Here is a 22,853-nt window from a genome sequence, read left to right as displayed (position 1 = left end):
CTGTCACAAATCTGCGACAACTTCACCGGGTCAACCTTCCCCGCGGGCGCGGCGGCTGACCGTCCCTCACCCGCGCCGGCCCCCGCGGCGGCGGGCGGGCTCAGCCCACCGGGACGGCTCGTGCACGCACCGGCGCGGCGGCCGGCCGGAACCAGCCCCGGGCGGCGAGGAGCAGCAGCCCGCCGAGCCCGATCCCGCCGACGGCGCACAGGGCGACCGCGCGCAGCGAGGTGTCCACCAGCCCGCCCGAGACGGCGTAGCCGAGCGCGTTGCCGGTCGCGAACAGGGTGATCAGCCAGGCGAACGCCTCGGTGACCGTACCGGTCGGGGCCAGCTCGGCGATCAGCACGAAGGCCGCGGCCAGCAGCGGGGCCAGCCCGATGCCCGAGATCAGCGCCAGGGCGCAGAACGCGGCCGGGCCGGGGAGCAGCAGCAGCGGCAGGTACGCGACGGCCATCCCCAGGGCCATCACCCAGGTGCGGGTGGCGGTGCTGCTGCGCCACTTCACCGCTCCGTACACCAGGGCTCCGACCAGGCCGCCGACGGCGGCCAGTGCGAGCAGGGTGCCCGCACCGCCGGGGACGCCGCCCCGCTGCTCGGCGTACGCGATGAAGAGGACGTTCTGGGCGCCGACCGTCCAGCCGGCGCCGGCCAGGCCGATCAGCAGCAGGACGAGCCCGGGGGAGCGCAGCGGCCCGAGCAGCCCGGCGGACTTCTCGCGCGGCGGGGCCTGCCAGGCGCGGGCCGGCGCGGCGGTGGCGACCACCAGGGCGCCGGCGAGGCCGAGCCCGGCGGCCGTCCAGAGGGCGGTGACCGGGCCGAAGGCGGCGGCGATGCCCGCGACGGCGAGCGGTCCGGCGACGTAGAGCACCTGCTGGGCGGCGGAGTCGAAGGCGTACGCGGTGTCCAGCTGCTCCTCCTCGACCACGGCGGGCCACAGGGCGCGCAGGCAGGGTTCGAGCGGGGGCATGGCGAGGCCCGCGATCGCGGCGCCGAGCGGGGCGGTGACGGGGGAGCCGGGGGCGAGCGCCAGCAGGGCGTAGCCGAGCCCGGCGACCACGGCGGCGCTGAGCAGGACGCGCGGCTGGCCGGTGCGGTCGACGATCCGGCCGAGGACGGGCCCGCCGACGGCGGCGGCGACGGCGTAGGCGGCGGTGGCCAGGCCGATCCGGCTGTAGGGGGCGCCGGCCTCGCGCAGGGCGAGGGCGATGACGAGGGCGGTCATGCCGGCCGGGAGGCGCCCGAGCAGCGTGCCGAGCAGGAGTCGGGAGACGTGCGGGGCACGGAGCAGGGCGAGGTAGCCCATGGGGTGGTTCTCCGGTGGGCAGGGGGCGGTGGGACTGTTATCAAGTTATACGTATAACTACCGCCGGTCAACCGGCGTCGCCCGTGCGATGTGATGGGGCGTCAGCTTCGTTCGTGCCCGCATCTCAAACAAGTACTTTGAACATCTCAAACCTTTACTGCTAACGTGTCGGCCATGACCACCTCAGGCGCACCCCGAATGCAGGGCCAGGGCACCACGCCCGCGGCCGGCATGCGCCTGCCCGGTGCTGTGGACAGCCCGCGCGCCTGTCGCGCCATCAGCTGTATCTAGGCGGCACGCCCCCGAGGTTCCCGGCTCCGCGCCGTGCCGCCCTTCCCGTCCAGCCCCCCGTTCAGCACTCCCTCCCCCGGAGCCGCACAGCCATGTCCGCAGTGCCCGAGGCGACCGCGTCGCCGTCCTTCCTCGCCCGAGTCCGCAAGACCCCGTTCTGGGCCCAGATCGTCGCCGGCCTGGTGCTCGGCGTCGCCCTCGGCTACCTCGCCCGGACCGCCGACATCTCCTGGCTCGCCACCACCCTGGAGACCATCGGCAAGACCTTCGTCCAGCTGCTCAAGCTGGCCGTCCCGCCGCTGGTCTTCACCGCGATCGTGGTCAGCGTCGCGAACCTGCGCAACGTCACCAACGCCGCCCGGCTGGCCGGCCGCACGCTGCTCTGGTTCCTGATCACCTCGCTGATCGCCGTCGCGATCGGCCTGGGCCTGGGCCTGCTCACCAACCCCGGCAAGGGCACCGAGCTCACCACCGAGGGCCTCAAGGCGCCCAAGTCCTCCGGCACCTGGGTCGACTTCCTGACCGGCATCATCCCGACCAACATCGTCACCTCCTTCACCGAGGTGAACGTCCTGCAGATCGTCTTCCTGGCGGTCGTGGTCGGCGCCGCGATCATCAAGCTCGGCGAGAAGGCCGCACCGGTCCTCAAGCTGAACGAGACCGTCCTGGAGCTGACCCAGACCGCCCTGTGGTGGGTCATCCGGCTCTCCCCGCTCGGCACCCTCGGCCTGATCGGCAAGTCCGTCGCCAAGTACGGCTGGGACCTGCTGAAGCCGTTCGCGACGCTGACCGCGGACGTCTACGTCGGCTGCGCCCTGGTGCTGTTCGTGGTCTACTCCCTGCTCCTGAAGTTCGTCGGCGGCCTCAACCCGCTCAACTTCTTCAAGGGCGCCTGGCCCGCCATCCAGCTGGCCTTCGTCTCCCGCTCCTCGGTCGGCACCCTGCCGGTCACCCGCCGGGTCACCGAGCGCCTGGGCGTCCCGAGCGACTACGCCAGCTTCGCCGTCCCGTTCGGCGCCACCACCAAGATGGACGGCTGCGCCGCGATCTACCCCTCGCTGGCCGCGATCTTCGTCGCCCAGGTCTACGGGGTGCAGCTCGGCATCGGCGACTACCTGCTGATCGCCTTCGTCTCGGTGATCGGCTCCGCCGCCACCGCCGGCCTCACCGGCGCCATCGTGATGCTGACGCTGACCCTCTCCACCCTGGGCCTGCCGCTGGAGGGCGTCGGCCTGCTGCTGGCGATCGACCCCATCCTGGACATGGTGCGGACGGCGACGAACGTGGCCGGTCAGGCGGTCGTGCCGATCCTGGTCTCGGCCCGCGAGAAGACCCTGGACCTGGTGGCCTACAACAACCCCCGGGGCGACCTGCTGGACGACGCCCCGGTCGTCATCCCGGCCCAGGCCGGCGAGAAGGTCCCGGCCGCGGCCTGACCCCGCACCTGCGGTGACCGCACCGTGCCCGCGAGCCCGCTCCCCCCGCCGGGGAGCGGGCTCGCGGGCTGTCGTCCGCGGGCGCCCGGCGGGCCGGGAACGAGGCAGGGGGCCCGCCGCGTCCAGGACGTGGCGAGCCCCCTTGGGTGCTGCTCGTTGTGCTCATGGTGGCGGCAGTGAGGGCCACCGTCGGACCCAGTCGGGTCCCGAGCGATCAGATCATCATGAGGATGGTCAGATAGCGGTGACGTTCTCCGCCTGCGGGCCCTTCGGGCCCTGAGTGACGTCGAAGCTGACCGCCTGGTTCTCCTCCAGCGAGCGGAAACCGTTCGCGTTGATGGCGGAGTAGTGGACGAAGACGTCGGGGCCGCCGCCCTCCTGGGCGATGAAGCCGAAGCCCTTCTCAGCGTTGAACCACTTGACGGTTCCCTGAGCCATGCCGTTCTCCTTGCGAGGGACGTATTGGGTGCCACACCGTGTGGCACCCGGTCCGCTGCGCTGATCGCCCCGCCTCCGGAGTGGGCCCGGAGTTTTTCGATATTGCTGAAAAACTACAAAAAGCCTGCGGTTACATGCTCCGCAGGCTTCAAGTACTGCAAGGGGAATCAAACTGCAACTGAGGGCAACGCTAGCACGCAGGCGGGACGGCGACCAGGGGTGACTTGAGGTGCGGACAGGGCGTGTCGGACGGCCGGTGAAGGCTCCACGGAGCCCCGGGCATACCCTGCGGGGAGAGTACGAACAGCAGAGGAGCGAGCAGTGGCAGTGCGGGATGGGAGTGCCCCGGCGACGCCGGCTACGCCGGTCAGGCCCCGGGTCGGACATATTCAGTTCCTGAACTGCCTCCCCCTCTACTGGGGCCTGGCCAGGACCGGCAACCTGCTCGACCTCGACCTCACCAAGGACACCCCGGAGAAGCTCAGCGACCTCCTGGTGGCCGGCTCGCTGGACCTCGGCCCGATCACCTGCGTCGAGTACCTCCGGCACGCGGACGAACTGGTGGTGCTGCCCGACATCGCGGTGGGCAGCGACGGACCGGTGATGTCCTGCGTGATCGTGAGCAAGGTGCCGCTCGCCGAACTGGACGGCCGCCGGGTCGCGCTCGGCTCCACCAGCCGCACCTCCGTCCGGCTGGCCCAGCTGCTGCTGGAGGAGCGCGAGGGCGTGCGCCCCGAGTACTTCAGCAGTCCGCCGGACCTGGACGCGATGCTCGCCCGGGCCGACGCCGCCGTCCTGATCGGCGACCCCGCGCTGCGCGCCTCCCTGGAGCAGGCGCCCTCCCAGGGGCTGGCCGTGCACGACCTCGGCGAGATGTGGAAGGAGTGGACCGGCCTGCCCTTCGTCTTCGCCGTCTGGGCCGCCCGCCGGGACTTCGTCGAGGCCCGGCCGGAGGCGGTCGCCGCCGTCCACCGCGCTTTCCTGGAGTCCCGTGACCTCTCCCTGGCCGAGGCCGGCCAGGTCGCCGCCCAGGCCGCCCGCTGGGAGGAGTTCGACGCCGACCTGCTGGAGCGCTACTTCACCGAGGCCCTGGACTACTCGCTGGGCGAGCGCCAGCTGGCGGGCATCGCCGAGTTCGCCCGCCGGGTCGGCCACGACAGCGGCTTCGCCCCCGACGTCACCGTCCGCCTGCTGGAGGCCGTCCCGACGGCCTGAGGCCGCCCGGCGGGCCCGCGCCCGGCCGTCGACCCGCGGACCCGAACCGGCCGGACGCCGCCGACGGTGGCGCCGCGCCCCGCCACCGGTACGGTCATGCTGTCGACCGGCCGTTGAGGGGAGCGCGGGGGATGGAACCACTGGGATCCGACGATCCGGCACGGATCGGCGAGTACCGGCTGCTGCGGCGGCTCGGCGCCGGCGGCATGGGCCGGGTCTACCTGGGCCGCACGGCCGGCGGCCGGACGGTCGCCGTCAAGGTGGTGCGCGGCGAGCTGGCCGAGGACGCGGAGTTCCGCGCCCGGTTCCGCCAGGAGGTCGCGGCGGCCAGGCTGGTGGGCGGCGCCTGGACGGCCCCCGTGCTGGACGCCGACACCGAGGGCCCGCACCCCTGGGTCGCCACCGGCTACGTGGCGGGGCCGGCGCTCGGCGCCGCCGTCCGGGACTTCGGCCCGCTGCCCGCGCCCGCCGTCCGGGCGATGGGCGCGGGACTGGCCGAGGCCCTGGCGCACGTGCACGGCCGCGGGCTGGTGCACCGGGACGTCAAGCCGTCGAACGTGCTGCTCACCCTGGACGGCCCGCGCCTGATCGACTTCGGCATCGCCCGCGCGCTGGACGCCGCGACCGGTCTCACCCAGTCCGGCTTCGTGGTCGGCTCGCCCGGCTACATGTCGCCCGAGCAGGCCCGGGGCGTGCCGGCCGGGCCGCCCAGCGACGTCTTCTCGCTCGGCGCGGTGCTCGCCTTCGCGGCCACCGGCGTACCGCCCTTCGGCGACGGGGTGAGCGCCGCCGTCCTGCTCTACCGGGTGCTGCACGAGGAGCCCGAGCTCTCGGCGCTCGACCCGGGACTGCGCGCGATCGTCCGCGACTGCCTGGCCAAGGAACCGGCCGCCCGCCCGACCCCCGCCCGGCTGCGCGACCTGCTCGCGGCCGGCGAGGCGGGCACCGTACGGCTGCGGCAGGGTGCCTGGCTGCCGCCGGCGATGGCCGAGGCAGTCGGCCGGAGCGCGGTCGAGCTGCTGGAGCTGGACTCGGAGGAGCCGGCCGGGGCCGCGCCCGCCGCCGGTCCGGTGCCGGCGGACGCGGTGCCGGCGGACCTCCGGCCGGCCGGCCCGCCGCCGGGTACCGTACGACTGGGCGCCGCTCCGGCCGCCACCGCATCGCCGGGCACCGCACCGTCGGGCACTGCATCGCCCGGCGCCGAACCGGTCGACGACCGGCCCGCCGCCGGGAGGGCGAAGCGGACGGCGCTGCTGGTGGCCCTCGCCGTGCTGGCCGCACCCCTCCTGGTCTACGGCGGCGTCAGGCTCCGCGACTCGCTGGACGGCGGGACGCCGCAGAGCGGCGGCACCCCCACCACGACCACCCGCGTGACCACCGGCGTCACCTCCTTCACCACCGGCTGGTCGACCTCGTGGACCACCGGGCCGAGCCCCTCGGCCCCGGCCGCGACCCAGCCGCCGCCGTCCGCGAGCCCGGCGCCGGGCGGGCCGAGCGCCGTGCCGGCGGGCTTCCTGGGCAGCTGGGAGGGCGACATCACCACCAAGATCGTCCCGCTGGCCAGCACCTTCCGGGTGGAGTTCGTGGCCGGCGCGGTCGGCCAGGTGGTGGCCCGCACCAGCAACGCCTCGCACTTCAGCAGCACCGTCTGCCGGGGCACCGGCACGCTGGTGTCGGCCGAGCCCCGCACGCTGGTGATCCAGGAGGCCCCCGCCGAGGCCACCCCGGAGTGCACCGGGCAGCCCGAACGCCAGACCTACACCCTCTCGGCGGACGGCCGGCTGCACCTGGAGGTGACCGGCGCCGCGATGGGCTCCGACCCCTCCGGCGACCTGTCGCGCAAGGGCTGACCGGGCGCCGGAAACCTCTGGCGTAGGCTGGTCCGGTCGTCCCGGGTGCGGCTCAGTCCGCACCTTCCCGCAGTACCGAAGTGCACGTACCGCAGCGCAGTACCACCGAGAGAGAGAAGGCCGCCAGGTGTCCGAGCTCGCAGCGATCCTCGATGCGCCCAGCACCGACCTGCAGGCCGTCCTCGACCGGGCGGCCGCCGGCGGGAGGATCAGCCCCGAGGAGGCCCTGGCGCTGTACCGCTCCGCGCCGCTGCACGCCCTGGGCTCGGCCGCCGACGCCGTCCGCCGGCGTCGCTACGCCGGTACCGAGCACATCGCGACGTACATCATCGAACGCAACATCAACTACACCAACGTCTGCGTGACGGCGTGCAAGTTCTGCGCCTTCTACGTGGCGCCGAAGAGCGACAAGGGCTGGTCCCGCGACCTCGACGAGATCCTGCGCCGCTGCGCGGAGACCGTCGAGCTGGGCGGCACCCAGATCATGTTCCAGGGCGGCCACCACCCGGACTACGGCGTCGAGTACTACGAGACGGCGTTCGCGGCCATCAAGGCGGACTTCCCGCAGCTGGTGATCCACTCGCTGGGCGCCTCCGAGGTCGAGCACATGGCCCGGATCTCCAAGGTCTCCGTGGAGGAGGCGATCACCCGGATCCACCGCGCGGGCCTGGACTCCTTCGCCGGTGCCGGCGCCGAACTGCTGCCCGAGCGGCCGCGCAAGGCGATCGCCCCGCTCAAGGAGTCCGGCGAGCGCTGGCTGGAGATCATGGAGACCTCGCACAAGCTGGGCGTCGAGTCCACCTCCACCATGCTGATGGGCACCGGCGAGACCAACGCCGAGCGGATCGAGCACCTGCGGATGATCCGCGACGTGCAGGACCGCACGGGCGGGTTCCGGGCCTTCATCCCGTACACCTACCAGCCGCAGAACAACCACCTCAAGGGCTCCACCCAGGCCACCGTCTTCGAGTACCTCCGGATGATCGCCATCGCCCGGCTCTTCCTCGACAACGTGGCCCACATCCAGGGCTCCTGGCTGACCACCGGCAAGGAGGCCGGCCAGCTGTCGCTGCACTACGGCGCCGACGACCTGGGCTCGGTCATGCTGGAGGAGAACGTCGTCTCCGCGGCCGGCGCCAAGCACCGCTCCAACCTCACCGAGCTGATCCACCTCATCCGGGCCGCCGACCGCACCCCCGCGCAGCGCTCCACCACGTACGAGCACCTGCGGGTGCTGGACGACCCGGCGAACGACCCGGTGGACCCGCGGGTCGCCTCGCACATCGCCTCCACCGCGATCGAGGGCGGCACCGCGCACCCCGAGCTGAAGATCCTCTCCACCAACTGACCGGCGCCCGCACCGATGCTGACCCTGCACCGGGCCACCCGACTGCTGGCCGCCCCGGCGGACCCGACCGCCCCGCCGATCGACGACGGGGCGGTCGTGGTGCAGGGCGACCGGATCGCCGGCCTCGGCCCGTACCGGGACCTCGCCGCCGCCTTCCCCTCCGCCCGCACCCGGGAGTGGACGGGCCTGCTGACGCCGGGTCTGCGCAACCCGTACGGCCACTGGCTGCTGGAGTGCGCCTACCACCCCGACCCGCGCGAGGAACTCGGCGTCGAGCCGCTGTACGGCCCCGGGCTGGAGCAACTGGGCCGCCTCGACGAGGCCCGCTGGGGCGGCAGCGCCCGGCGCGGCCTGCAGCGGATGCTCGGCCACGGCGTCACGGCGGTGGCCGGCCCGTTCGAGCGCGCCCCGGTACGGACCGCGGTGGCCCGCTCCGGCCTGCTGGCGCTGCCGGGTGACGGTACGAGGGGCCCGCTGGACCCGCTCGCGCCCCGGACCGGACTCACCCTCGCCGAGGCCGCCCACGGCTCGCTGACGACCGGCGGACGGGCCGACCTCGCCGTCCTGGAACTCGACGCCGAGGGCACCCCGACGGGCGGCTGCCTCGCCACCGTGCTGGCCGGCCGGATGCTGTACCGCTCATAAGGCTCGGCTCGCCTCCGGGGCGCTCTGATCCGGCGCCGACGGTCATCGCTCTCCCCCAGCCTCCGGCCGGGGGTACCCCCAGCGCTCCTTCGTCGGTCGCTTCCTCGCTCCCTCTCCCCCAGCCTTCGGCCGGGGGTGCCCCCATTACGGCACCGGCGCGCCCCTTCGGCTCGCTCGCGGGTGGGGCTCGGCTCGCCTCCGGGGGCTTTGACCCGCTGCTGACGGTTCTCGCGTCCTCGCGTCCTCGCGGGTCCCGCTCGTCGTCCGGGCTGTGCTGCCCGGTGGTTTTCGGTGCCGGCCGGTGTTGTGCGGCACGGTCGGGGGTGCCGGGTGCGCGGTGCCGTCGAAAGCCCCGCAGAACCCGCCGCGAACCTTCGCAATCCGGGCGGAACCTTCGTGGGCGCCCTAACTCCAGTACTGGTCAGAGCCCCTGATTACCCCTTCGCCGTGACCTGAGGGCCCGCCAGCGGATACGATCCCGGACAGCTCACTCCGTACCCTCAGCACACCGCCCGGCCCGGGCGGCGGGGGCCCGTCCCGGGTCCAGCTCAGGCAAGCCAGGACAGGAACCATGCGACCCGCGACCGTCCACCCGCCGCGCTCCCCGCGGTTGGGCCGTGGTTGGTATCTGGCGGCGGTGCTCAGCGCCGTGCTGGCCGTCGGCATGTGCCTGCTCGGCTGGCGCCAGGCCGAGCAGGCCGACCGGATCGGTGCCAACCCGGTCCAGGTCCAGGGCACCGTCACCCAGCTCTCCACCGGCAGCGGCTCCTACAGCTCCGTGACCTACCGGGCCGGCGGGCAGCAGCACACCGCCGCGGCCCTCCCGTTGCAGGACTCGGCCGCGGTCGGCGACTCCGTCTGCCTGGAGCACGCCGCCGACGATCCGGGCGCCGTCCGCCTCTGCGGGGACCGCTACCCGCAGCCGGCCGGTGTCGGCCTGGCCCGCGCCAGCGTGCCGGTCGCGGTGGTGCTGTTCCTGCTCTGCGTGCTGCGGATCGTCCGTGACCGCCGGGCCCGGGCGGCCCAGGCCGCCCACTTCGGCTCCGGCCGGGTGCGCACCACGGTGGCCTTCGCGACCGAGGCGCTGGCGGAGGGCATGCCCGCGATAACCCACGGCAAGCGCTCCCGGCGCCGCCGCAAGGGCGGCCGGCGGGCCCTGCACTGACGGGTCCGGTCCGGGCCGTTCGGCCGGGTCGGGCGCCGCACGGTGCCCCCTGGCCAGGGCCGTCGGCCGGAGGGTGAACAATGGGTGCGTGACCCGAGCCTCTCTGGACAAGCAGCCGCACGAAGTCGCCGCGATGTTCGACGACGTCGCGGCCAAGTACGACCGTACGAACGATGTGCTCTCCCTGGGCCAGGCCCGCGCCTGGCGGCGCGCGGTGGCCGAGGCCGTCGGCGCCGGGCCGGGGGACACCGTCCTCGACCTCGGGGCCGGTACCGGCACCTCCTCCCTGCCCTTCCAGGAGTCCGGCGCCAGGGTCGTGCCCTGCGACTTCTCCGTCGGGATGCTCAGCGAGGGCAAGCGCCGTCACCCCGAGCTCGCGCTCACCGCCGGCGACGCCACCAGGCTGCCGTTCGCCGACGCCTCCTTCGACGCCGTGACGATCTCCTTCGCGCTGCGCAACGTCCAGGACACCGGGGTCGCGCTGCGCGAGATGCAGCGGGTCACCAAGCCCGGCGGAAAGATCGTCATCTGTGAGTTCTCCACGCCGACCTGGACGCCGTTCCGCACGGTCTACACCGAGTACCTGATGCGGGCACTGCCGCCGGTCGCCACGGCCGTCAGCAGCAACCCCGACGCGTACGTCTACCTCGCCGAGTCCATCCGCGCCTGGCCCGACCAGCCCGGTCTGGCCTCGCTGCTGCAGGAGGCCGGCTGGTCGAAGGTCGCCTGGCGGAACCTGACCGGCGGCATCGTGGCCCTCCACCGGGGCTTCAAGGCCTGAGCCACGCGCGGGCCCGGCCACCGGCGGGTGCGGTCCGCGGCCGTCGTCACGGGTGCGAACGATCCGCGCGGTTCCGGCCGGCCGGCGGCGCCCCGGGTGAACCACCGGGCGCCGCCCTCCGGAGTCCACCGGAGGGCGGCAACTACACTGCGGTGGACAGGCAGCCCGTGCCACCGCCGCAGTTCCCAGGAGAGTGCCCGCCGTGACCGACACCGCAGCCGATCTGACGAAGCCGGACAGCCCCGTGGAGAGCACGGCGGACGTCATCGTGGTCGGCGCCGGGCCGGCTGGCTCCACCACCGCGTACTACCTGGCCCAGGCCGGCCTGGACGTGCTGCTGCTGGAGAAGACCGAGTTCCCGCGCGAGAAGGTCTGCGGCGACGGCCTCACCCCGCGCGCCACCAAGCAGCTCGTCGACATGGGCATCGACGTCTCCACCGACAACGGCTGGCTGCACAACAAGGGCCTGCGGATCATCGGCGGCGGCGTCCGGCTGGAGCTGGACTGGCCCGAGCTGTCGTCCTTCCCCGACTACGGACTCGTCCGCAAGCGCGCCGACTTCGACGAGCTGCTGGCCCGTCAGGCCCAGAAGGCCGGTGCCCGGCTGTACGAGCGCTGCAACGTCAGCGGGCCGGTCCTGGACGAGCGCACCGGCCGCATCGTCGGCGTCACCGCCAAGCTCGGCGAGGAGAAGCGCGCGGTCACCTTCCGCGCCCCGCTGGTGGTGGCCGCCGACGGCAACTCCACCCGGCTCTCCCTCGCGATGGGCCTGCACCGCCGCGAGGACCGCCCGATGGGCGTCGCCTACCGGACGTACTTCACCTCGCCGCGCCACGACGACGACTACCTGGAGTCGTGGCTGGAGCTGTGGGACACCCGCAACGGCGGCAAGCAGCAGCTGCCCGGCTACGGCTGGGTGTTCGGCATGGGCGACGGCACCTCCAACGTCGGCCTCGGCATCCTCAACTCCTCGCCCGCCTTCGGCGAGCTGGACTGGCGCGAGGTGCTCAAGGCCTGGTGCGCGGGCATGCCCGAGGAGTGGGGCTACACGCCGGAGAACATGACCGACCCGATCCGCGGCGCGGCCCTGCCGATGGCCTTCAACCGTCAGCCGCACTACACCCGCGGCCTGCTGCTGGTCGGCGACGCCGGCGGCATGGTCAACCCCTTCAACGGCGAGGGCATCGCCTACGCGATGGAGTCCGGCCAGCTCGCCGCCGGTGTCGTCGTCCAGGCCCACGCCCGCCTCACCCCGGCCGGCCGGGAGCGGGCGCTGGAGGCGTACCCGCGCGTCCTCAAGGACGTCTACGGCGGCTACTACACGCTCGGCCGGGCCTTCGTGAAGCTGATCGGCAACCCGAAGATCATGCAGCTCGCCACCCAGCGCGGCCTGACCCACCCGATGCTGATGAAGTTCACCCTCAAGATGCTCGCCAACCTGACGGACCCGCAGGGCGGCGACGCGATGGACCGCATCATCAACGGCCTGGCGAAGGTGGCCCCGAACGCCTGAGGCGGCCCCGCCGCCGTCCGAACCGCGCCGCCCCGTCGATCCGACGGGGGCGGCGCGGTCGTTCGGCGGGCGGCGGGCGGGGTGGCTCCCGGCGGGCCTCAGTCGGCGGCGGCCCGGTAGACGAAGCCGCTGAGCGGCGCCCGGACGGTCCAGCCCAGCGACTCGTACAGGGCCCGGCCCTCGGTCGTGGCACCGAGGACGCCGGTGCCGGCGCCCTGCTCGGCGGCGGCGGTGGCGAGGGTCCGCATCACGAGGGTTCCCAGGCCGCGGCGCCGGTGGGCGGGGTCGGTCTCGACCTGGTCGACGACGGCGGTCGGGCCGGTGGGGGCGATCTGGCCGCGGGCGGCGAGGGAGCCGTCGGGGCCGAGGACCCGCACTCTGGTCACGCCGTCGACGCTCTCGCCGGTGAGGCGGTAGCTGTCGGGGGCGCGGACGGCGGCCGGGCGCAGGGCGGCGGACATCAGGAAGCCGGCGCTGTCGGGGGTCCAGTCCTCGGGGGAGAGCAGCGGGGCGAGGGCCTCCGGCTCCACGAAGGCCTTGATCGAGGTGGTCGGGGCGCTGATGCGCCCGGCCAGTGCGCGGACGGTGGCCTGCCGGGTGTCGAACAGGACGTGCCTGGTGACCTGCCGGGGGTGGCCGACCTCGATCCGCAGGCCCCAGGGCTCCTCGACCGGCGCTGCCGTCGCCCGGGAGGCGACCCAGCCCCGTACCCATGCCCGTGCCAGTTCCGATGCCATTCCGACCACCCCGTGTAATAGGTCTTTATTTGATTGGCATCTTACCGGCTGGGGACGGGGTTCGGCCGGGGAACGGAGGTGCGGAGGCGGGCGAAGGGAGGGCGGGGGCGAGGGAGAGGTCAGGCGACCGTGGGCCAGGGCGAGGCCCGGGGCGGCCGCCAGGAGGCCGAACAGGCCTCGTCCGCGCCGGGGCGCGGCGGGTTGGTGGCCCGGATCCGTACGGTGTGGGCGTCGATGCCGAGGAAGGCGAGGGTCCGGGTCTCGCCCGTGCCGATCAGGTGCCGCGCGATCCGGCGCCGCCCGGCGGGGGAGAGGAACTCCCGCAGGGCCTCGTGGTCCTGCGCGGAGAGCGGCAGGGCGAGCAGGGAGTGCTGGAGGGCGTCCAGCGCCAGGTCGAGTCTGGGGTAGGTGGCCGGTCCGGTCAGGCCCTTGATCTCGACCGTGGCCAGGCCGATGTAGTCCGTCGGCCGGCCGCCGTCCGGAGGGGTGTCGGGATCGTCGAAGGGCATGGTCGTGCACTACCTCGCATCGGGGCGCCGGTTCGGCCCGGATGGGGCCACGCTAGCGCCGTGCCCGCCGCAGGTCACCCGTGGCCTCCGGTGACGGAATGTCGGCCATGCGCCCCGACGGGCGAGTTGCGACGGCCGGCGACGGCGCGATCCGGGCGCCGGAGGGGCCGGGGAACGGCATGAGGGGCGCGAGCAACCGCTCGCGCCCCTCATGACCCTCGCATCCCGCGGGCCGTTCCCCCGTACGCCCCGCCGTCCGGCGCGCTACAGCTTGGCGTCCGCCCGGGCCGTGGCCTGGGCGGGCACTGCGGCCGGTCCGTCGGCCGGTGCGGCGGCCGGCCCGGCCGACGGCCTGACCAGCAGCAGGACCGCGACCCCGCCCAGCAGGCCCAGCACGCCCGAGACCAGGAAGGTGTCCCGCAGGCCGTCCGCGAAGGCCGCGTGCACCAGGTGCGCGGACTGCGGGGCCCGGGCGATCACCGCGGCCGCCTGGCCGCCGGTCAGGGCGTCGGCGGTGCCCTGCGGGTCGGGCACCGCGTGGGCGGAGCGGATCGAGTCCACCAGCCCGGCCTGGAAGACCGCGCCGAGGACGGCGATGCCGAGCGCGTTGCCCAGCTGGCGGGCGGTGTTGAGCGCGCCGCCCGCCATGCCGGCCCGGGCCGGCGGCACGGCGGCCATCGCCGCGGCTGCCATCGCGGGGGTCGCCAGTCCCACGCCCGCGCCGGTGACGGCGAGGCCGGCCGCCAGCGCCGCCCAGGTCGATTCGGCGCCGATCACCATCTGCAGCAGCGCGCCCGCGCCGATCAGCAGCAGGCCGCCGCCGATGGTCAGCCGCGGCGGCGCGCCGTGCAGCTTCTTGCCGGCGACCGCGGCCGCCACGAAGGCCACCACGCTCATCGGCAGCATCGCCAGACCGGCCGTCACCGGTCCCATGCCGCGGACGGTCTGCAGCCAGAGCGAGGAGTACACCAGGTAGGAGAAGGCGGCGACGGAGAGCAGCAGACCACCGGTCATGATGCCGACGAAGGCCGGGCTGCGGAACAGCCCGAGGTCCAGCATCGGCCGGCTGCTGCGGAGTTCGACCAGGACGAAGGCGAGCAGCGACACCGCGCTCAGCGCGAACAGGCCCAGCGTGGCGGTGGAGGTCCAGCCGTTGTCCCCGACCCGGATCAGGGCGTACGTCAGGGCGCCGGCGAACACCGTGAAGCTGACCATGCCGGGCAGGTCGACGCCGCTGGCCTGCGGGTTGCGGGACTCCTTGACCACCCGCAGGGTGACCAGCACCGCCAGCACGCTGACCGGCAGGTTGACGTAGAAGATCCAGCGCCAGTCGAGGTGTTCGGTGAGCAGGCCGCCGAGCACCGGGCCGGCCGCCGCCGCGGCGCCGTTGACCGCGCCCCACACGCCGAAGGCGATGCCGCGGTCCCGGCCCTGGTAGGCGCCGCTGAGCAGGGCCATCGTGGTGGCGAACATCGCGGCGCCGCCCACGCCCTGCAGGCCCCGGAAGGCGATCAGCATGCCCGGCCCGGTGGCCAGGCCGCAGGCCAGCGAGGCGAGTGCGAACAGGCCGAGTCCGGCCAGGTAGACCTTGCGGCGGCCGATCTGGTCGGCCAGCGAGCCGGCGCCCAGCAGCAGTGCGGCCAGGGCGAGGGCGTAGAGGTCCATCACCCACTGCAGGTCGGCGAACGTGGTGTGCAGGCTGGTGGCCATGTCCGGCAGGGCGACGGTCACGATGGTGACGTCCACCAGCAGCATGAACGCACCCAGGCACACCGCGGTCAGCGGTAGCCACTTGCGCATCGGGGTCTCCTCGGTGATGGTGCGGGGCGCTCTGCCCGGCCGCTCCAAGATGGCAGTCGCCGAACGGATCGATCCATCCCGGCGGCCGGTACCGGTGGATTCCGACGTCCGATGGGCCTGTGATGATGGAAACCATGAAGAGCCGTGAGCCGGATCCCGACCTGGACGACCTCGACCGGGCCGTCGTACAGGCCCTGATGGTGGACGGCCGGGCCCCCTTCAGCCGGATCGCCGAGGTGCTGGGCGTCTCCGACCAGACGGTGATCCGCCGCTACCGCCGGCTGCGCACCGCCGGTGTGCTGCGCGTCCTCGGACTGCCGGTGGGCCACCGGGTGGGCCTGTACGAGTCCTGGTTGCGGATCCAGTGCACCCCCGACGCGGCGGTCGCGGTGGCGGACGCGCTGGCCCGTCGACCGGACATCGCCTGGGTGACGCTGGTCGCCGGCGGCACCGAGATCCACTGCATCACCAGGGCCAGGACCAGGCAGGACCGGGACGCCCTGCTGCTGCAGAAGCTGCCCGGCACCCGCCGGGTCACCGGGATCTCCGCCTACAGCATCCTGCGGATGTACATGGGCGGGCCCCGGCGCTGGGGCGGCGTGGACGTGCTGACCGCCGAGCAGCTGGCGGCGCTGGAGCGCCCCGCGCCGCCGCTCGACCCGGGCGGCCGGATCGAGCTGGACGAGGCGGAGCTCGCGATGCTGGCGGTGCTGGCCACCGACGGCCGGGCCGGCTATCCCGAGCTCGCGCGGGCGGCCGGGCTCTCCGAGTCGACCGCCCGGCGCCGGCTCGACCAGCTGCGGGACAGTGGCGCGATCTACTACGACATCGAGGTCGACCCGGCGCTGTTCGGCTTCCGGGCCCAGGCGGTGCTGCTGGCCACCGTCGCCCCCGCCGACCTGGCCGCCGTGGGCGCCGCTCTGAACAGCCACCCGGAGGTGCCCTTCGCGGCCGCCATCACGGGTGCGGCGAACCTGGTGGCGGTGGTGATCTGCAAGGACAACGACGCGCTGTACGAGTACCTCACCGAGCGGATCGGCGCCCTCCCGCAGGTGCGCCAGGTGGAACTGATCACGGTGATCCGCACGGTGAAGCGGGCCGGCATGCTGATGGACGGCCTGCGGCTGGTCGATCCGCCCGGCGCCGGTCGTCCGGAGGTCTGAACGGCTGGTCTGAACGGCTGGTCTGAGCGGACGGTCTGAGCGGATGGGCTGAGCGGGAGCGCGGGCCGGGTGCGCCCGGCGCGGTGGGCGGTCCGGCCGCAGGGCCGGCGCGGACCGCCCCTGCGCGGGCGACCGCACGGGTCAGCGGCCGGCGATCCGCACCCGCTTGAACTCCACCGGCAGGGTGGGGAAGCCGTCGCCGGGGCCGTTCTGGTCGTCCTCGCCGCCGGCCGCGATCCGCTGCAGGACGTCGAGGCCGCCGGTCACCCGGCCGAACGGGGTGTAGGCCGGGGAGAGCTTGGTGTCCTTCCAGACGAAGAAGAACTGGCTCCCGTTGGTGTTCGGTCCGGCGTTGGCCATCGCGACGGTGCCGGCGGGGTAGGTGGCGCCCTCCAGGTTCTCGTCCGGGAAGGAGTAGCCGGGCCCGCCGCTGCCGGTGCCGGTCGGGTCGCCGCACTGCAGCACGTACAGGCGCTGGGTGGTGAGCCGGTGGCAGTGGCTGCGGTCGAAGTAGTCGTGCTCGGCGAGGAACCGGAACGACCAGGTCGTGCACGGCGCCTTGTCGGTCAGCGCCTGGAAGGTGACGGCGCCCTGGGAGGTCTTGAGGGTGGCGCTGTAGGGCTTGGCGGCCTTCCTGGCGTCGAAGACCGGGATCCCCTTGAAGTTGTCGGCGGGGACGGCCGGGGTGTACGTGCAGGTGACGGCGCCCGCCGCGCCCTGTTCCGGGGTCTCGGCGGCGGCGCCGGTGGTCACGGCCAGTGGGAGGGTGGTCGCTGCGACGAGCAGTGCCCAGTGTTTGCGCTTCACTTGACGGGCCTTCCTGGACGGGATGGTTGTCATGGATGCATCATCCATGCCCGCGCACAGGCCTGTCATGCGGCCCCGGGGCCGGGTCCGCGTCGGGCCCCATCGGGTCGATCGGGTCGGTCGGGCCGATCCGACCGACCGGCCCCGGGAGCCGGGAGCCGGGAGCCGGGCCCCGGGAGCTCAGGGCAGCTTCGGGTTCCCGTGCTCGTCCGTCGAGAGCGTCTGGGTGTTGAACTTCAGCTGCCAGACGATGATGCGGCCGTCCGGATGCTCGCAGACCACCGCGCCGTCCTGCCAGATCCCGTTCGCCGCGTAGTGCTCGCCGGGCGGGTCGCCCTGGTTCTGGTGGACGTCGTGCACCCCGAGGCCCTCCTGGAAGGCCTGGCCGAAGACGTAGATCCGGCTCGCCGCGCGCAGATGCGGTTCCAGCACGTCCAGCGCGTTGTCGCCGTTGCTGGCCACCCAGGGGAAGAACCGGACGCCCGCCGCGCGCCCGCCGAGCCACCCGCCGACCAGGTCGATCAGGTCGGGACCGAAGGCCGGTGCGCCGATCGCCGGCCGCTGCAGGGTGCGGGACACCGCCCGGCCCGCCGTCCGGGCGCGGTCCACCCAGCGCGGGGTCCGCAGCTGCGGGCTGCGGGCGTAGTCCAGCGCCCCCGAGCTCGACGAGGACTCCAGCGGGTGGAACCCGTCCGGGAACGCCCGGACGAGGGCCAGGTCGGCCGCCCGCAGGTCGTCCACCAGCCGGTAACTGACCCCGGTGACGGCCGGGGCGTCCACGTCGAGCGCCGCCTCGTACACCCCCTGGGGCGTGTCGAGCCGGACGTGCCCGTGGTACCAGTGGCCGTACTGGTGGCTGGAGTCCCGGTAGAAGTCGTTGAACGTTCCGATGGTCACGCCGTAGTGGGCCAGTGGCATGTCTCTCCTCCTCGGCTGCCGAGATGATCACAGCAGGCCAAGGGTTCCGTTCCCGTGCCGTCCGCCGCCAGCCACCGAACGGGTGCCTTCGGCCCGCCTGCCACCGAACGGGTGTCGCGGCGGAGCCGGCGCCGTCCGTCGGGTCACCGTCCGTCGGGCAGGCGGCCGGCGGACGTGACGCAAAAGATGTTGATCGGGCGCCCCGGGGTGGGCGAGCATGGCACGCCCGCTCCCCGCACCCGCGCTCTCCCCGCACCACGCGATGCCGTCCGACGCCGCACGGGATCCCCTCGCCGACCCGTACGCCCGGAAGGACCCCGCCCATGCGCACCTCCCCGCCCCTGCTCCGTGATCTGCCCGTCCTGCTCGTCGCCGTGGTGTGGGGGTCGAGCTTCCTCGCGGTGAAGCAGGTCGCCGAGCCCGACACGGTGATCGCCATGCTGGTGGTCCGCTTCGGACTGGTGCTGCCGGTGCTCGGCCTCGCCGCCCACCGGGCGCTGCGCCGGCTCGGCCGCCGGGAGTGGCTCGGCGGGGCGCTGCTCGGGCTGATCCTCGGCGGGATCTTCCTGCTGGAGACGTACGGCGCGGTGCACACCTCGGCCACCAACGCCGGCCTGGTGATCAGCTTGACGATGGTCTTCACCCCGCTCGCGGAGAGCGCCCTCAGCCGCACCCGGCTGCCCCGCGCCTTCCTGGCGGCGGCCCTGCTCTCGCTGTTGGGGGTCGCGCTGCTCACCGGCGACGGCGGCTTCGCGGCGCTGTCCGGCGGTGACCTGCTGGTGCTCGGCGCAGCCGTCGTCCGGACGGTGCACGTGCTCGCGATGTCACGGACCAGGGCCATCGAGGGCACCGACTCGCTCGCCCTCACCTGGGTCCAACTCGCCTCGGCGACGCTGGTGTTCGCGCTCGCGGCGCCCTTCGCCGGCCCCTCGCCGTGGTCCGTGGCGGCCTCCTGGGGCCCGGCCCAGTGGGCCTGGTTGCTGCATCTGACGGTGTTCTGCACGCTGTTCGCCTTCTTCGTGCAGATGTGGGCGGTCCGGGCGACCTCGCCCTCCCGGGTGAGCCTGCTGCTCGGCACCGAGCCGCTCTGGGCCGCGGTCTTCGGGATCACCGTCGCCGGCGACCGGTTCGGCCTGCCGGCCCTCTGCGGGGTGGTCCTCATCCTGGCCGGCACCGAGTGGGGCCGCCGCGCGGTCGCCCCGGCGGCGGTCCGCGAGCCCGAGCCCGCCCGGGTGTCGCAGCCCGCCTGATCCCGCCCGCCGAGGGCCCGGAGCGCGAGCCGCTCCGGGCCCTTCGTCGTGCCCGGGCCGGGGTCGTCCGGTGTCCGCGCCGGGGGCCGGAAGGCGTCCGCGCGGGGGCGGGGAGGCGTCCGCGCGGGGGCGGGGAGGCGTCCGCGCGGGGGTCGTTCCGGGCCCGCCCGCGGTCGCCCTCCGGGCACCGCCCGGCCGGGTTCGCGCGCTTGTGAACGAAAGGTCAAGCGGGTGTTCGGAAGGGTCCACCCTGGAGGGTGAGTTCCTATAACACGTCAACCTGGCGCTCAGAAATTTGCGATGAGCGTCGCATAGTTGATATAGGACCGAAGCCCTGACCAGCCAGTTCATAGATGAATGCGACTGGTTGTGACCATTTGGCGGCTTTGGGTTGATGAATAGCGACTTGATGCCGTTGGGTGCCATTCACGAGGTGGCGTAGATCACAAAGATCGTCCCGAACTGCGTGTCGCAGATCACAAGCCGACGGGCATAGGATGCGCTCGATCCTGGCTTTGTGAACTGCCTCACATGGGGTGGATCTCAGGAGTTGGATCACGGGTTCACCTCAGCGTGACCCGTCGGTTCCGATCTGCAGTCAACGACGACTGGACGGAGGGAGCGGGGGCTATGAATGCCTACGCGCCGATCCTCGTACTCGGTGCCATCGCGGCGGCGTTCGCGGTCGGTTCCGTCGTGATGGCCTCACTCACCGGCCCGAAGCGCTACAACCGGGCCAAGTTGGAGGCGTACGAGTGCGGTATCGAACCGACCCCGCAGCCCGTGGGCGGCGGCCGGTTCCCGATCAAGTACTACCTGACGGCGATGCTCTTCATCGTCTTCGACATCGAGATCGTCTTCCTCTACCCCTGGGCGGTCAGCTTCGACGCCCTGGGGATCTTCGGGCTGGTCGAGATGCTCCTGTTCATCGCCACCGTCTTCGTCGCGTACGCCTACGTGTGGCGTCGCGGCGGTCTGGAGTGGGACTGACCTCTGCTTGTGAACGCGAGGACAAACCACCGGACTTGAGAGACTGAGAGGGATCTGATGGGAATCGAGGAGAAGCTGCCGAGCGGCTTTCTGCTCACCAGCGTGGAGACCGCCGCGGGGTGGGTGCGCAAGTCGTCGCTGTTCCCGGCCACCTTCGGGCTCGCCTGCTGCGCGATCGAGATGATGACCACCGGCGCCGGTCGCTACGACCTGGCCCGGTTCGGCATGGAGGTCTTCCGGGGCTCGCCCCGGCAGGCCGATCTGATGATCGTGGCAGGGCGGGTGAGCCAGAAGATGGCGCCGGTGCTGCGCCAGGTCTACGACCAGATGGCGAACCCCAAGTGGGTCATCTCGATGGGCGTCTGCGCCTCGTCGGGCGGCATGTTCAACAACTACGCGATCGTCCAGGGCGTGGACCACATCGTCCCCGTCGACATCTACCTGCCGGGCTGTCCGCCCCGCCCGGAGATGCTGATGGACGCGATCCTGAAGCTGCACGACAAGATCCAGCACGAGCCGCTCGGCGTGAACAAGCGGCGCGCCGAGGAGCTGGGCGAGGCCCTGGCCCTGCAGGCCACCCCGATCAGCGAGATGCGGGGGCTGCTGCGATGACGAACCAGAACGGCTCTGCGAACGGTTCGGCGAACGGCGCCGCCGTCCCCGCCACCCGCACGGAGATCCCGGTCGAGGTGGTCGGCCGCCGCCAGGGCATGTTCGGCGCCAAGGGCAGCGGCGACACCTCCGGCTTCGGCGGCCTCGCCGCACCGATCGCGCTGCCGCCGGCCAGCGTCCGCCCGTACGGCGGCTGGTTCGACGAGGTGGCCGACGAGCTGGAGGGCGCGCTGGAGGAGCAGGGCCTCGACCCGGTCGACGTGATCGAGAAGACCGTCGTCGACCGCGGCGAACTGACCTTCCACGTCGACCGCGAGCACCTGCTGCGCACCGCCCGCACCCTGCGGGACGACCCGGCGCTGCGCTTCGAGCTCTGTCTCGGCGTGAGCGGCGTGCACTACCCCTCCGACACCGGCCGGGAACTGCACGCGGTCTACCACCTGCGCTCGCTCACCCACGGCCGGCTGATCCGGATCGAGGTGACCGCCCCGGACGCCGACCCGCACATCCCGTCCGTGGTGAGCGTCTACCCGACGAACGACTGGCACGAGCGCGAGGCGTACGACTTCTTCGGCCTGGTCTTCGACGGCCACCCCGGGCTCACCCGGATCATGATGCCGGACGACTGGCTGGGCCACCCGCAGCGCAAGGACTACCCGCTCGGCGGCATCCCCGTCGAGTACAAGGGCGCCCAGATCCCGGCGCCCGACCAGCGGAGGTCGTACTCCTGATGACCACTCACTACGAAGAAGCAGGTGCCCGGGAGACCACCGAGGGGCGGGTCTTCACCGTCACCGGCGGCGACTGGGGCGAGGTGGTGGAGGCCGTCGGCCGGGTCGACGACGAACGCATCATCGTCAACATGGGCCCCCAGCACCCGTCCACCCACGGCGTGCTGCGGCTGATCCTGGAGATCGACGGCGAGACCGTCACGGAGGCCCGCTGCGGCATCGGCTACCTCCACACCGGCATCGAGAAGAACATGGAGTTCAGGAACTGGGTCCAGGGCACCACCTTCGTGACCCGGATGGACTACCTGACCCCGCTGTTCAACGAGACCGCGTACTGCCTGGCGGTCGAGAAGCTGCTCGGCATCACCGACCAGATCCCGGACCGGGCCAGCGTCATCCGGGTGCTGATGATGGAGCTCAACCGGATCTCCTCGCACCTGGTGTGCCTCGCCACCGGCGGGATGGAGATCGGCTCCACCACCCTGATGATCTACGGGTTCCGGGACCGCGAGCTCATCCTGGACATCTTCGAACTCGTCACCGGCCTGCGGATGAACCACGCGTACGTCCGCCCCGGCGGCCTCGCCCAGGACCTCCCGCCGGGCGCGGTCGACCAGGTCCGCGAGGCCGTCCGGCTGCTCCGCTCGCGGATGCACGAGTACGACAAACTGGCGACCGGCAACCCGGTGTTCAAGGCCCGGCTGGTCGACGTCGGCTTCCTCGACCTGGCCGGCTGCCTCGCGCTCGGTGCCACCGGCCCGATCCTGCGCGCCACCGGCCTGCCGAACGACCTGCGCAAGTCCGACCCGTACTGCGGCTACGAGAACTACGACTTCGAGGTCGCGATCGCCGACACCGCCGACTCCTACGGCCGGTTCCTGATCCGGCTGGAGGAGATGCGCCAGTCGCTGCGGATCGTCGAGCAGTGCCTGGACCGGCTGAAGCCGGGCCCGGTGATGGTCGCCGACAAGAAGATCGCCTGGCCGGCCCAGCTGGCCATCGGACCGGACGGGATGGGCAACTCGCTCGACCACATCCGGAAGATCATGGGCACCTCGATGGAAGCCCTGATCCACCACTTCAAGCTGGTCACCGAGGGCTTCCGGGTCCCGGTCGGGCAGGCGTACGCGGCGGTCGAGTCGCCCAAGGGCGAGCTCGGGGTGCACGTGGTGAGCGACGGCGGCACGCGGCCCTACCGCGTCCACTTCCGCGACCCCTCGTTCACCAACCTGCAGTCGATGGCGGCGATGTGCGAGGGCGGCCAGGTCGCCGACGTGATCGTCGCGGTGGCCGGGATCGACCCGGTGATGGGAGGCGTGGACCGTTGAGTGCCGATTCACAGACGGGC

The 22,853-nt window shown here is 73.0% G+C and carries 22 protein-coding genes; 15 read left to right on the top strand and 7 right to left on the bottom strand.

Features of this window, described 5'->3' with window-relative positions:
* Window positions 1-100: 100 nt before the first annotated feature.
* Window positions 101-1,306, bottom strand: a complete 1,206-nt coding sequence (locus tag ACFTWP_RS03925) for an MFS transporter (protein WP_380262374.1) — start codon at window positions 1,304-1,306, stop codon at window positions 101-103.
* A gap of 383 nt (window positions 1,307-1,689) precedes the next feature.
* On the opposite strand from ACFTWP_RS03925, the gene ACFTWP_RS03920 reads away from it, so the two are divergent.
* Window positions 1,690-3,033 carry a dicarboxylate/amino acid:cation symporter gene (locus ACFTWP_RS03920; protein WP_380262372.1) on the top strand — a complete coding sequence of 448 codons (1,344 nt, stop codon included), beginning with the start codon at window positions 1,690-1,692 and terminating at the stop codon, window positions 3,031-3,033.
* 234 nt (window positions 3,034-3,267) lie between these two features.
* Here ACFTWP_RS03920 and ACFTWP_RS03915 read toward each other — a convergent pair whose 3' ends face one another.
* The gene (locus tag ACFTWP_RS03915) at window positions 3,268-3,471 is read right to left on the bottom strand and encodes a cold-shock protein (RefSeq protein WP_057227626.1); all 204 of its coding nucleotides are present in this window, start codon (window positions 3,469-3,471) and stop codon (window positions 3,268-3,270) included.
* Between the two features lie 321 nt (window positions 3,472-3,792).
* Here ACFTWP_RS03915 and ACFTWP_RS03910 point away from each other — a divergent pair, with 321 nt between their 5' ends.
* The 7 genes from ACFTWP_RS03910 (at window position 3,793) to ACFTWP_RS03880 (ending at window position 11,988) form a co-directional block, all read left to right on the top strand.
* The gene (locus tag ACFTWP_RS03910) at window positions 3,793-4,686 is read left to right on the top strand and encodes a menaquinone biosynthetic enzyme MqnA/MqnD family protein (RefSeq protein ID WP_380262369.1); all 894 of its coding nucleotides are present in this window, start codon (window positions 3,793-3,795) and stop codon (window positions 4,684-4,686) included.
* A gap of 131 nt (window positions 4,687-4,817) precedes the next feature.
* Window positions 4,818-6,536 carry a serine/threonine-protein kinase gene (locus ACFTWP_RS03905; RefSeq protein WP_380262367.1) on the top strand — a complete coding sequence of 573 codons (1,719 nt, stop codon included), beginning with the start codon at window positions 4,818-4,820 and terminating at the stop codon, window positions 6,534-6,536.
* Window positions 6,537-6,663: 127 nt separating this feature from the next.
* Window positions 6,664-7,884 (top strand): cyclic dehypoxanthinyl futalosine synthase, encoded by a 1,221-nt coding sequence (mqnC, locus tag ACFTWP_RS03900; protein WP_229928034.1) that lies wholly within the window; start codon window positions 6,664-6,666, stop codon window positions 7,882-7,884.
* A gap of 15 nt (window positions 7,885-7,899) precedes the next feature.
* Window positions 7,900-8,529, top strand: coding sequence for a hypothetical protein (locus tag ACFTWP_RS03895; protein WP_380262365.1), 630 nt, complete (start codon window positions 7,900-7,902; stop codon window positions 8,527-8,529).
* Between the two features lie 571 nt (window positions 8,530-9,100).
* Window positions 9,101-9,694 (top strand): hypothetical protein, encoded by a 594-nt coding sequence (locus tag ACFTWP_RS03890; RefSeq protein WP_380262363.1) that lies wholly within the window; start codon window positions 9,101-9,103, stop codon window positions 9,692-9,694.
* An 88-nt stretch (window positions 9,695-9,782) separates the two neighbouring features.
* Window positions 9,783-10,475, top strand: a complete 693-nt coding sequence (locus ACFTWP_RS03885; RefSeq protein ID WP_380262361.1) for a demethylmenaquinone methyltransferase — start codon at window positions 9,783-9,785, stop codon at window positions 10,473-10,475.
* A 223-nt stretch (window positions 10,476-10,698) separates the two neighbouring features.
* On the top strand, window positions 10,699-11,988 hold the full coding sequence (locus ACFTWP_RS03880; RefSeq protein WP_380262726.1) for a geranylgeranyl reductase family protein: 1,290 nt from the start codon (window positions 10,699-10,701) through the stop codon (window positions 11,986-11,988).
* 98 nt (window positions 11,989-12,086) lie between these two features.
* Here the strand turns inward: ACFTWP_RS03880 and ACFTWP_RS03875 are convergent, their stop codons facing one another.
* The 3 genes from ACFTWP_RS03875 to ACFTWP_RS03865 form a co-directional block, all read right to left on the bottom strand.
* Window positions 12,087-12,725: a GNAT family N-acetyltransferase gene (locus tag ACFTWP_RS03875; RefSeq protein WP_380262359.1), complete on the bottom strand. Its 639-nt coding sequence runs from the start codon at window positions 12,723-12,725 to the stop codon at window positions 12,087-12,089.
* A 119-nt stretch (window positions 12,726-12,844) separates the two neighbouring features.
* Entirely contained in the window at window positions 12,845-13,234 is a 390-nt protein-coding gene (locus tag ACFTWP_RS03870) for a hypothetical protein (RefSeq protein WP_380262357.1), read from the bottom strand.
* Window positions 13,235-13,498: 264 nt separating this feature from the next.
* Window positions 13,499-15,034, bottom strand: coding sequence for a DHA2 family efflux MFS transporter permease subunit (locus ACFTWP_RS03865; RefSeq protein ID WP_380262355.1), 1,536 nt, complete (start codon window positions 15,032-15,034; stop codon window positions 13,499-13,501).
* Window positions 15,035-15,168: 134 nt separating this feature from the next.
* Here ACFTWP_RS03865 and ACFTWP_RS03860 point away from each other — a divergent pair, with 134 nt between their 5' ends.
* The gene (locus tag ACFTWP_RS03860) at window positions 15,169-16,197 is read left to right on the top strand and encodes an Lrp/AsnC family transcriptional regulator (protein WP_380262353.1); all 1,029 of its coding nucleotides are present in this window, start codon (window positions 15,169-15,171) and stop codon (window positions 16,195-16,197) included.
* A gap of 141 nt (window positions 16,198-16,338) precedes the next feature.
* Here the strand turns inward: ACFTWP_RS03860 and ACFTWP_RS03855 are convergent, their stop codons facing one another.
* Together ACFTWP_RS03855 and ACFTWP_RS03850 are read right to left on the bottom strand one after the other, a co-directional pair.
* Complete coding sequence (locus ACFTWP_RS03855; protein ID WP_380262351.1) at window positions 16,339-17,037, bottom strand: peptidylprolyl isomerase; 699 nt, start codon at window positions 17,035-17,037, stop codon at window positions 16,339-16,341.
* A gap of 147 nt (window positions 17,038-17,184) precedes the next feature.
* Window positions 17,185-17,922, bottom strand: a complete 738-nt coding sequence (locus ACFTWP_RS03850) for a DUF2278 family protein (RefSeq protein WP_380262349.1) — start codon at window positions 17,920-17,922, stop codon at window positions 17,185-17,187.
* Between the two features lie 217 nt (window positions 17,923-18,139).
* On the opposite strand from ACFTWP_RS03850, the gene ACFTWP_RS03845 reads away from it, so the two are divergent.
* From ACFTWP_RS03845 to ACFTWP_RS03820, 6 genes are all read left to right on the top strand, one after another.
* Entirely contained in the window at window positions 18,140-18,274 is a 135-nt protein-coding gene (locus tag ACFTWP_RS03845; protein ID WP_380262347.1) for a hypothetical protein, read from the top strand.
* The gene (locus ACFTWP_RS03840) at window positions 18,246-19,172 is read left to right on the top strand and encodes a DMT family transporter (protein ID WP_380262345.1); all 927 of its coding nucleotides are present in this window, start codon (window positions 18,246-18,248) and stop codon (window positions 19,170-19,172) included. The genes ACFTWP_RS03845 and ACFTWP_RS03840 overlap by 29 nt, the downstream gene beginning before the upstream one ends.
* A gap of 630 nt (window positions 19,173-19,802) precedes the next feature.
* Window positions 19,803-20,162 carry an NADH-quinone oxidoreductase subunit A gene (locus tag ACFTWP_RS03835; RefSeq protein ID WP_014137597.1) on the top strand — a complete coding sequence of 120 codons (360 nt, stop codon included), beginning with the start codon at window positions 19,803-19,805 and terminating at the stop codon, window positions 20,160-20,162.
* 57 nt (window positions 20,163-20,219) lie between these two features.
* A complete protein-coding gene (locus ACFTWP_RS03830; protein ID WP_380262343.1) occupies window positions 20,220-20,774 on the top strand; it encodes a NuoB/complex I 20 kDa subunit family protein in 555 nt (184 codons plus the stop codon).
* Window positions 20,771-21,505, top strand: coding sequence for an NADH-quinone oxidoreductase subunit C (locus ACFTWP_RS03825; protein WP_380262341.1), 735 nt, complete (start codon window positions 20,771-20,773; stop codon window positions 21,503-21,505). The genes ACFTWP_RS03830 and ACFTWP_RS03825 overlap by 4 nt, the downstream gene beginning before the upstream one ends.
* Window positions 21,505-22,833, top strand: a complete 1,329-nt coding sequence (locus tag ACFTWP_RS03820; protein ID WP_380262339.1) for an NADH-quinone oxidoreductase subunit D — start codon at window positions 21,505-21,507, stop codon at window positions 22,831-22,833. Before ACFTWP_RS03825 ends, ACFTWP_RS03820 begins: the two co-directional genes overlap by 1 nt.
* Window positions 22,834-22,853: the final 20 nt, after the last annotated feature.

The sequence above is a fragment of the Kitasatospora sp. NPDC057015 genome (assembly GCF_042673745.1).
GTDB lineage: Bacteria > Actinomycetota > Actinomycetes > Streptomycetales > Streptomycetaceae > Kitasatospora.
The sequence above is the reverse complement of the archived record's forward strand: the minus strand, read 5'-3'. Positions and strand labels throughout refer to the sequence as shown.

Coding starts and splice junctions, on each gene's coding strand:
- ACFTWP_RS03925 (WP_380262374.1), bottom strand. CDS start 1,306: ATGGGCTACCTCGCCCTGCTCCGTGCCCCGCACGTCTCCCGACTCCTG.
- ACFTWP_RS03920 (WP_380262372.1), top strand. CDS start 1,690: ATGTCCGCAGTGCCCGAGGCGACCGCGTCGCCGTCCTTCCTCGCCCGA.
- ACFTWP_RS03915 (WP_057227626.1), bottom strand. CDS start 3,471: ATGGCTCAGGGAACCGTCAAGTGGTTCAACGCTGAGAAGGGCTTCGGC.
- ACFTWP_RS03905 (WP_380262367.1), top strand. CDS start 4,818: ATGGAACCACTGGGATCCGACGATCCGGCACGGATCGGCGAGTACCGG.
- ACFTWP_RS03895 (WP_380262365.1), top strand. CDS start 7,900: ATGCTGACCCTGCACCGGGCCACCCGACTGCTGGCCGCCCCGGCGGAC.
- ACFTWP_RS03890 (WP_380262363.1), top strand. CDS start 9,101: ATGCGACCCGCGACCGTCCACCCGCCGCGCTCCCCGCGGTTGGGCCGT.
- ACFTWP_RS03875 (WP_380262359.1), bottom strand. CDS start 12,725: ATGGCATCGGAACTGGCACGGGCATGGGTACGGGGCTGGGTCGCCTCC.
- ACFTWP_RS03870 (WP_380262357.1), bottom strand. CDS start 13,234: ATGCCCTTCGACGATCCCGACACCCCTCCGGACGGCGGCCGGCCGACG.
- ACFTWP_RS03865 (WP_380262355.1), bottom strand. CDS start 15,034: ATGCGCAAGTGGCTACCGCTGACCGCGGTGTGCCTGGGTGCGTTCATG.
- ACFTWP_RS03860 (WP_380262353.1), top strand. CDS start 15,169: ATGAAGAGCCGTGAGCCGGATCCCGACCTGGACGACCTCGACCGGGCC.
- ACFTWP_RS03855 (WP_380262351.1), bottom strand. CDS start 17,037: ATGACAACCATCCCGTCCAGGAAGGCCCGTCAAGTGAAGCGCAAACAC.
- ACFTWP_RS03850 (WP_380262349.1), bottom strand. CDS start 17,922: ATGCCACTGGCCCACTACGGCGTGACCATCGGAACGTTCAACGACTTC.
- ACFTWP_RS03845 (WP_380262347.1), top strand. CDS start 18,140: ATGGCACGCCCGCTCCCCGCACCCGCGCTCTCCCCGCACCACGCGATG.
- ACFTWP_RS03840 (WP_380262345.1), top strand. CDS start 18,246: ATGCGCACCTCCCCGCCCCTGCTCCGTGATCTGCCCGTCCTGCTCGTC.
- ACFTWP_RS03835 (WP_014137597.1), top strand. CDS start 19,803: ATGAATGCCTACGCGCCGATCCTCGTACTCGGTGCCATCGCGGCGGCG.
- ACFTWP_RS03830 (WP_380262343.1), top strand. CDS start 20,220: ATGGGAATCGAGGAGAAGCTGCCGAGCGGCTTTCTGCTCACCAGCGTG.
- ACFTWP_RS03825 (WP_380262341.1), top strand. CDS start 20,771: ATGACGAACCAGAACGGCTCTGCGAACGGTTCGGCGAACGGCGCCGCC.
- ACFTWP_RS03820 (WP_380262339.1), top strand. CDS start 21,505: ATGACCACTCACTACGAAGAAGCAGGTGCCCGGGAGACCACCGAGGGG.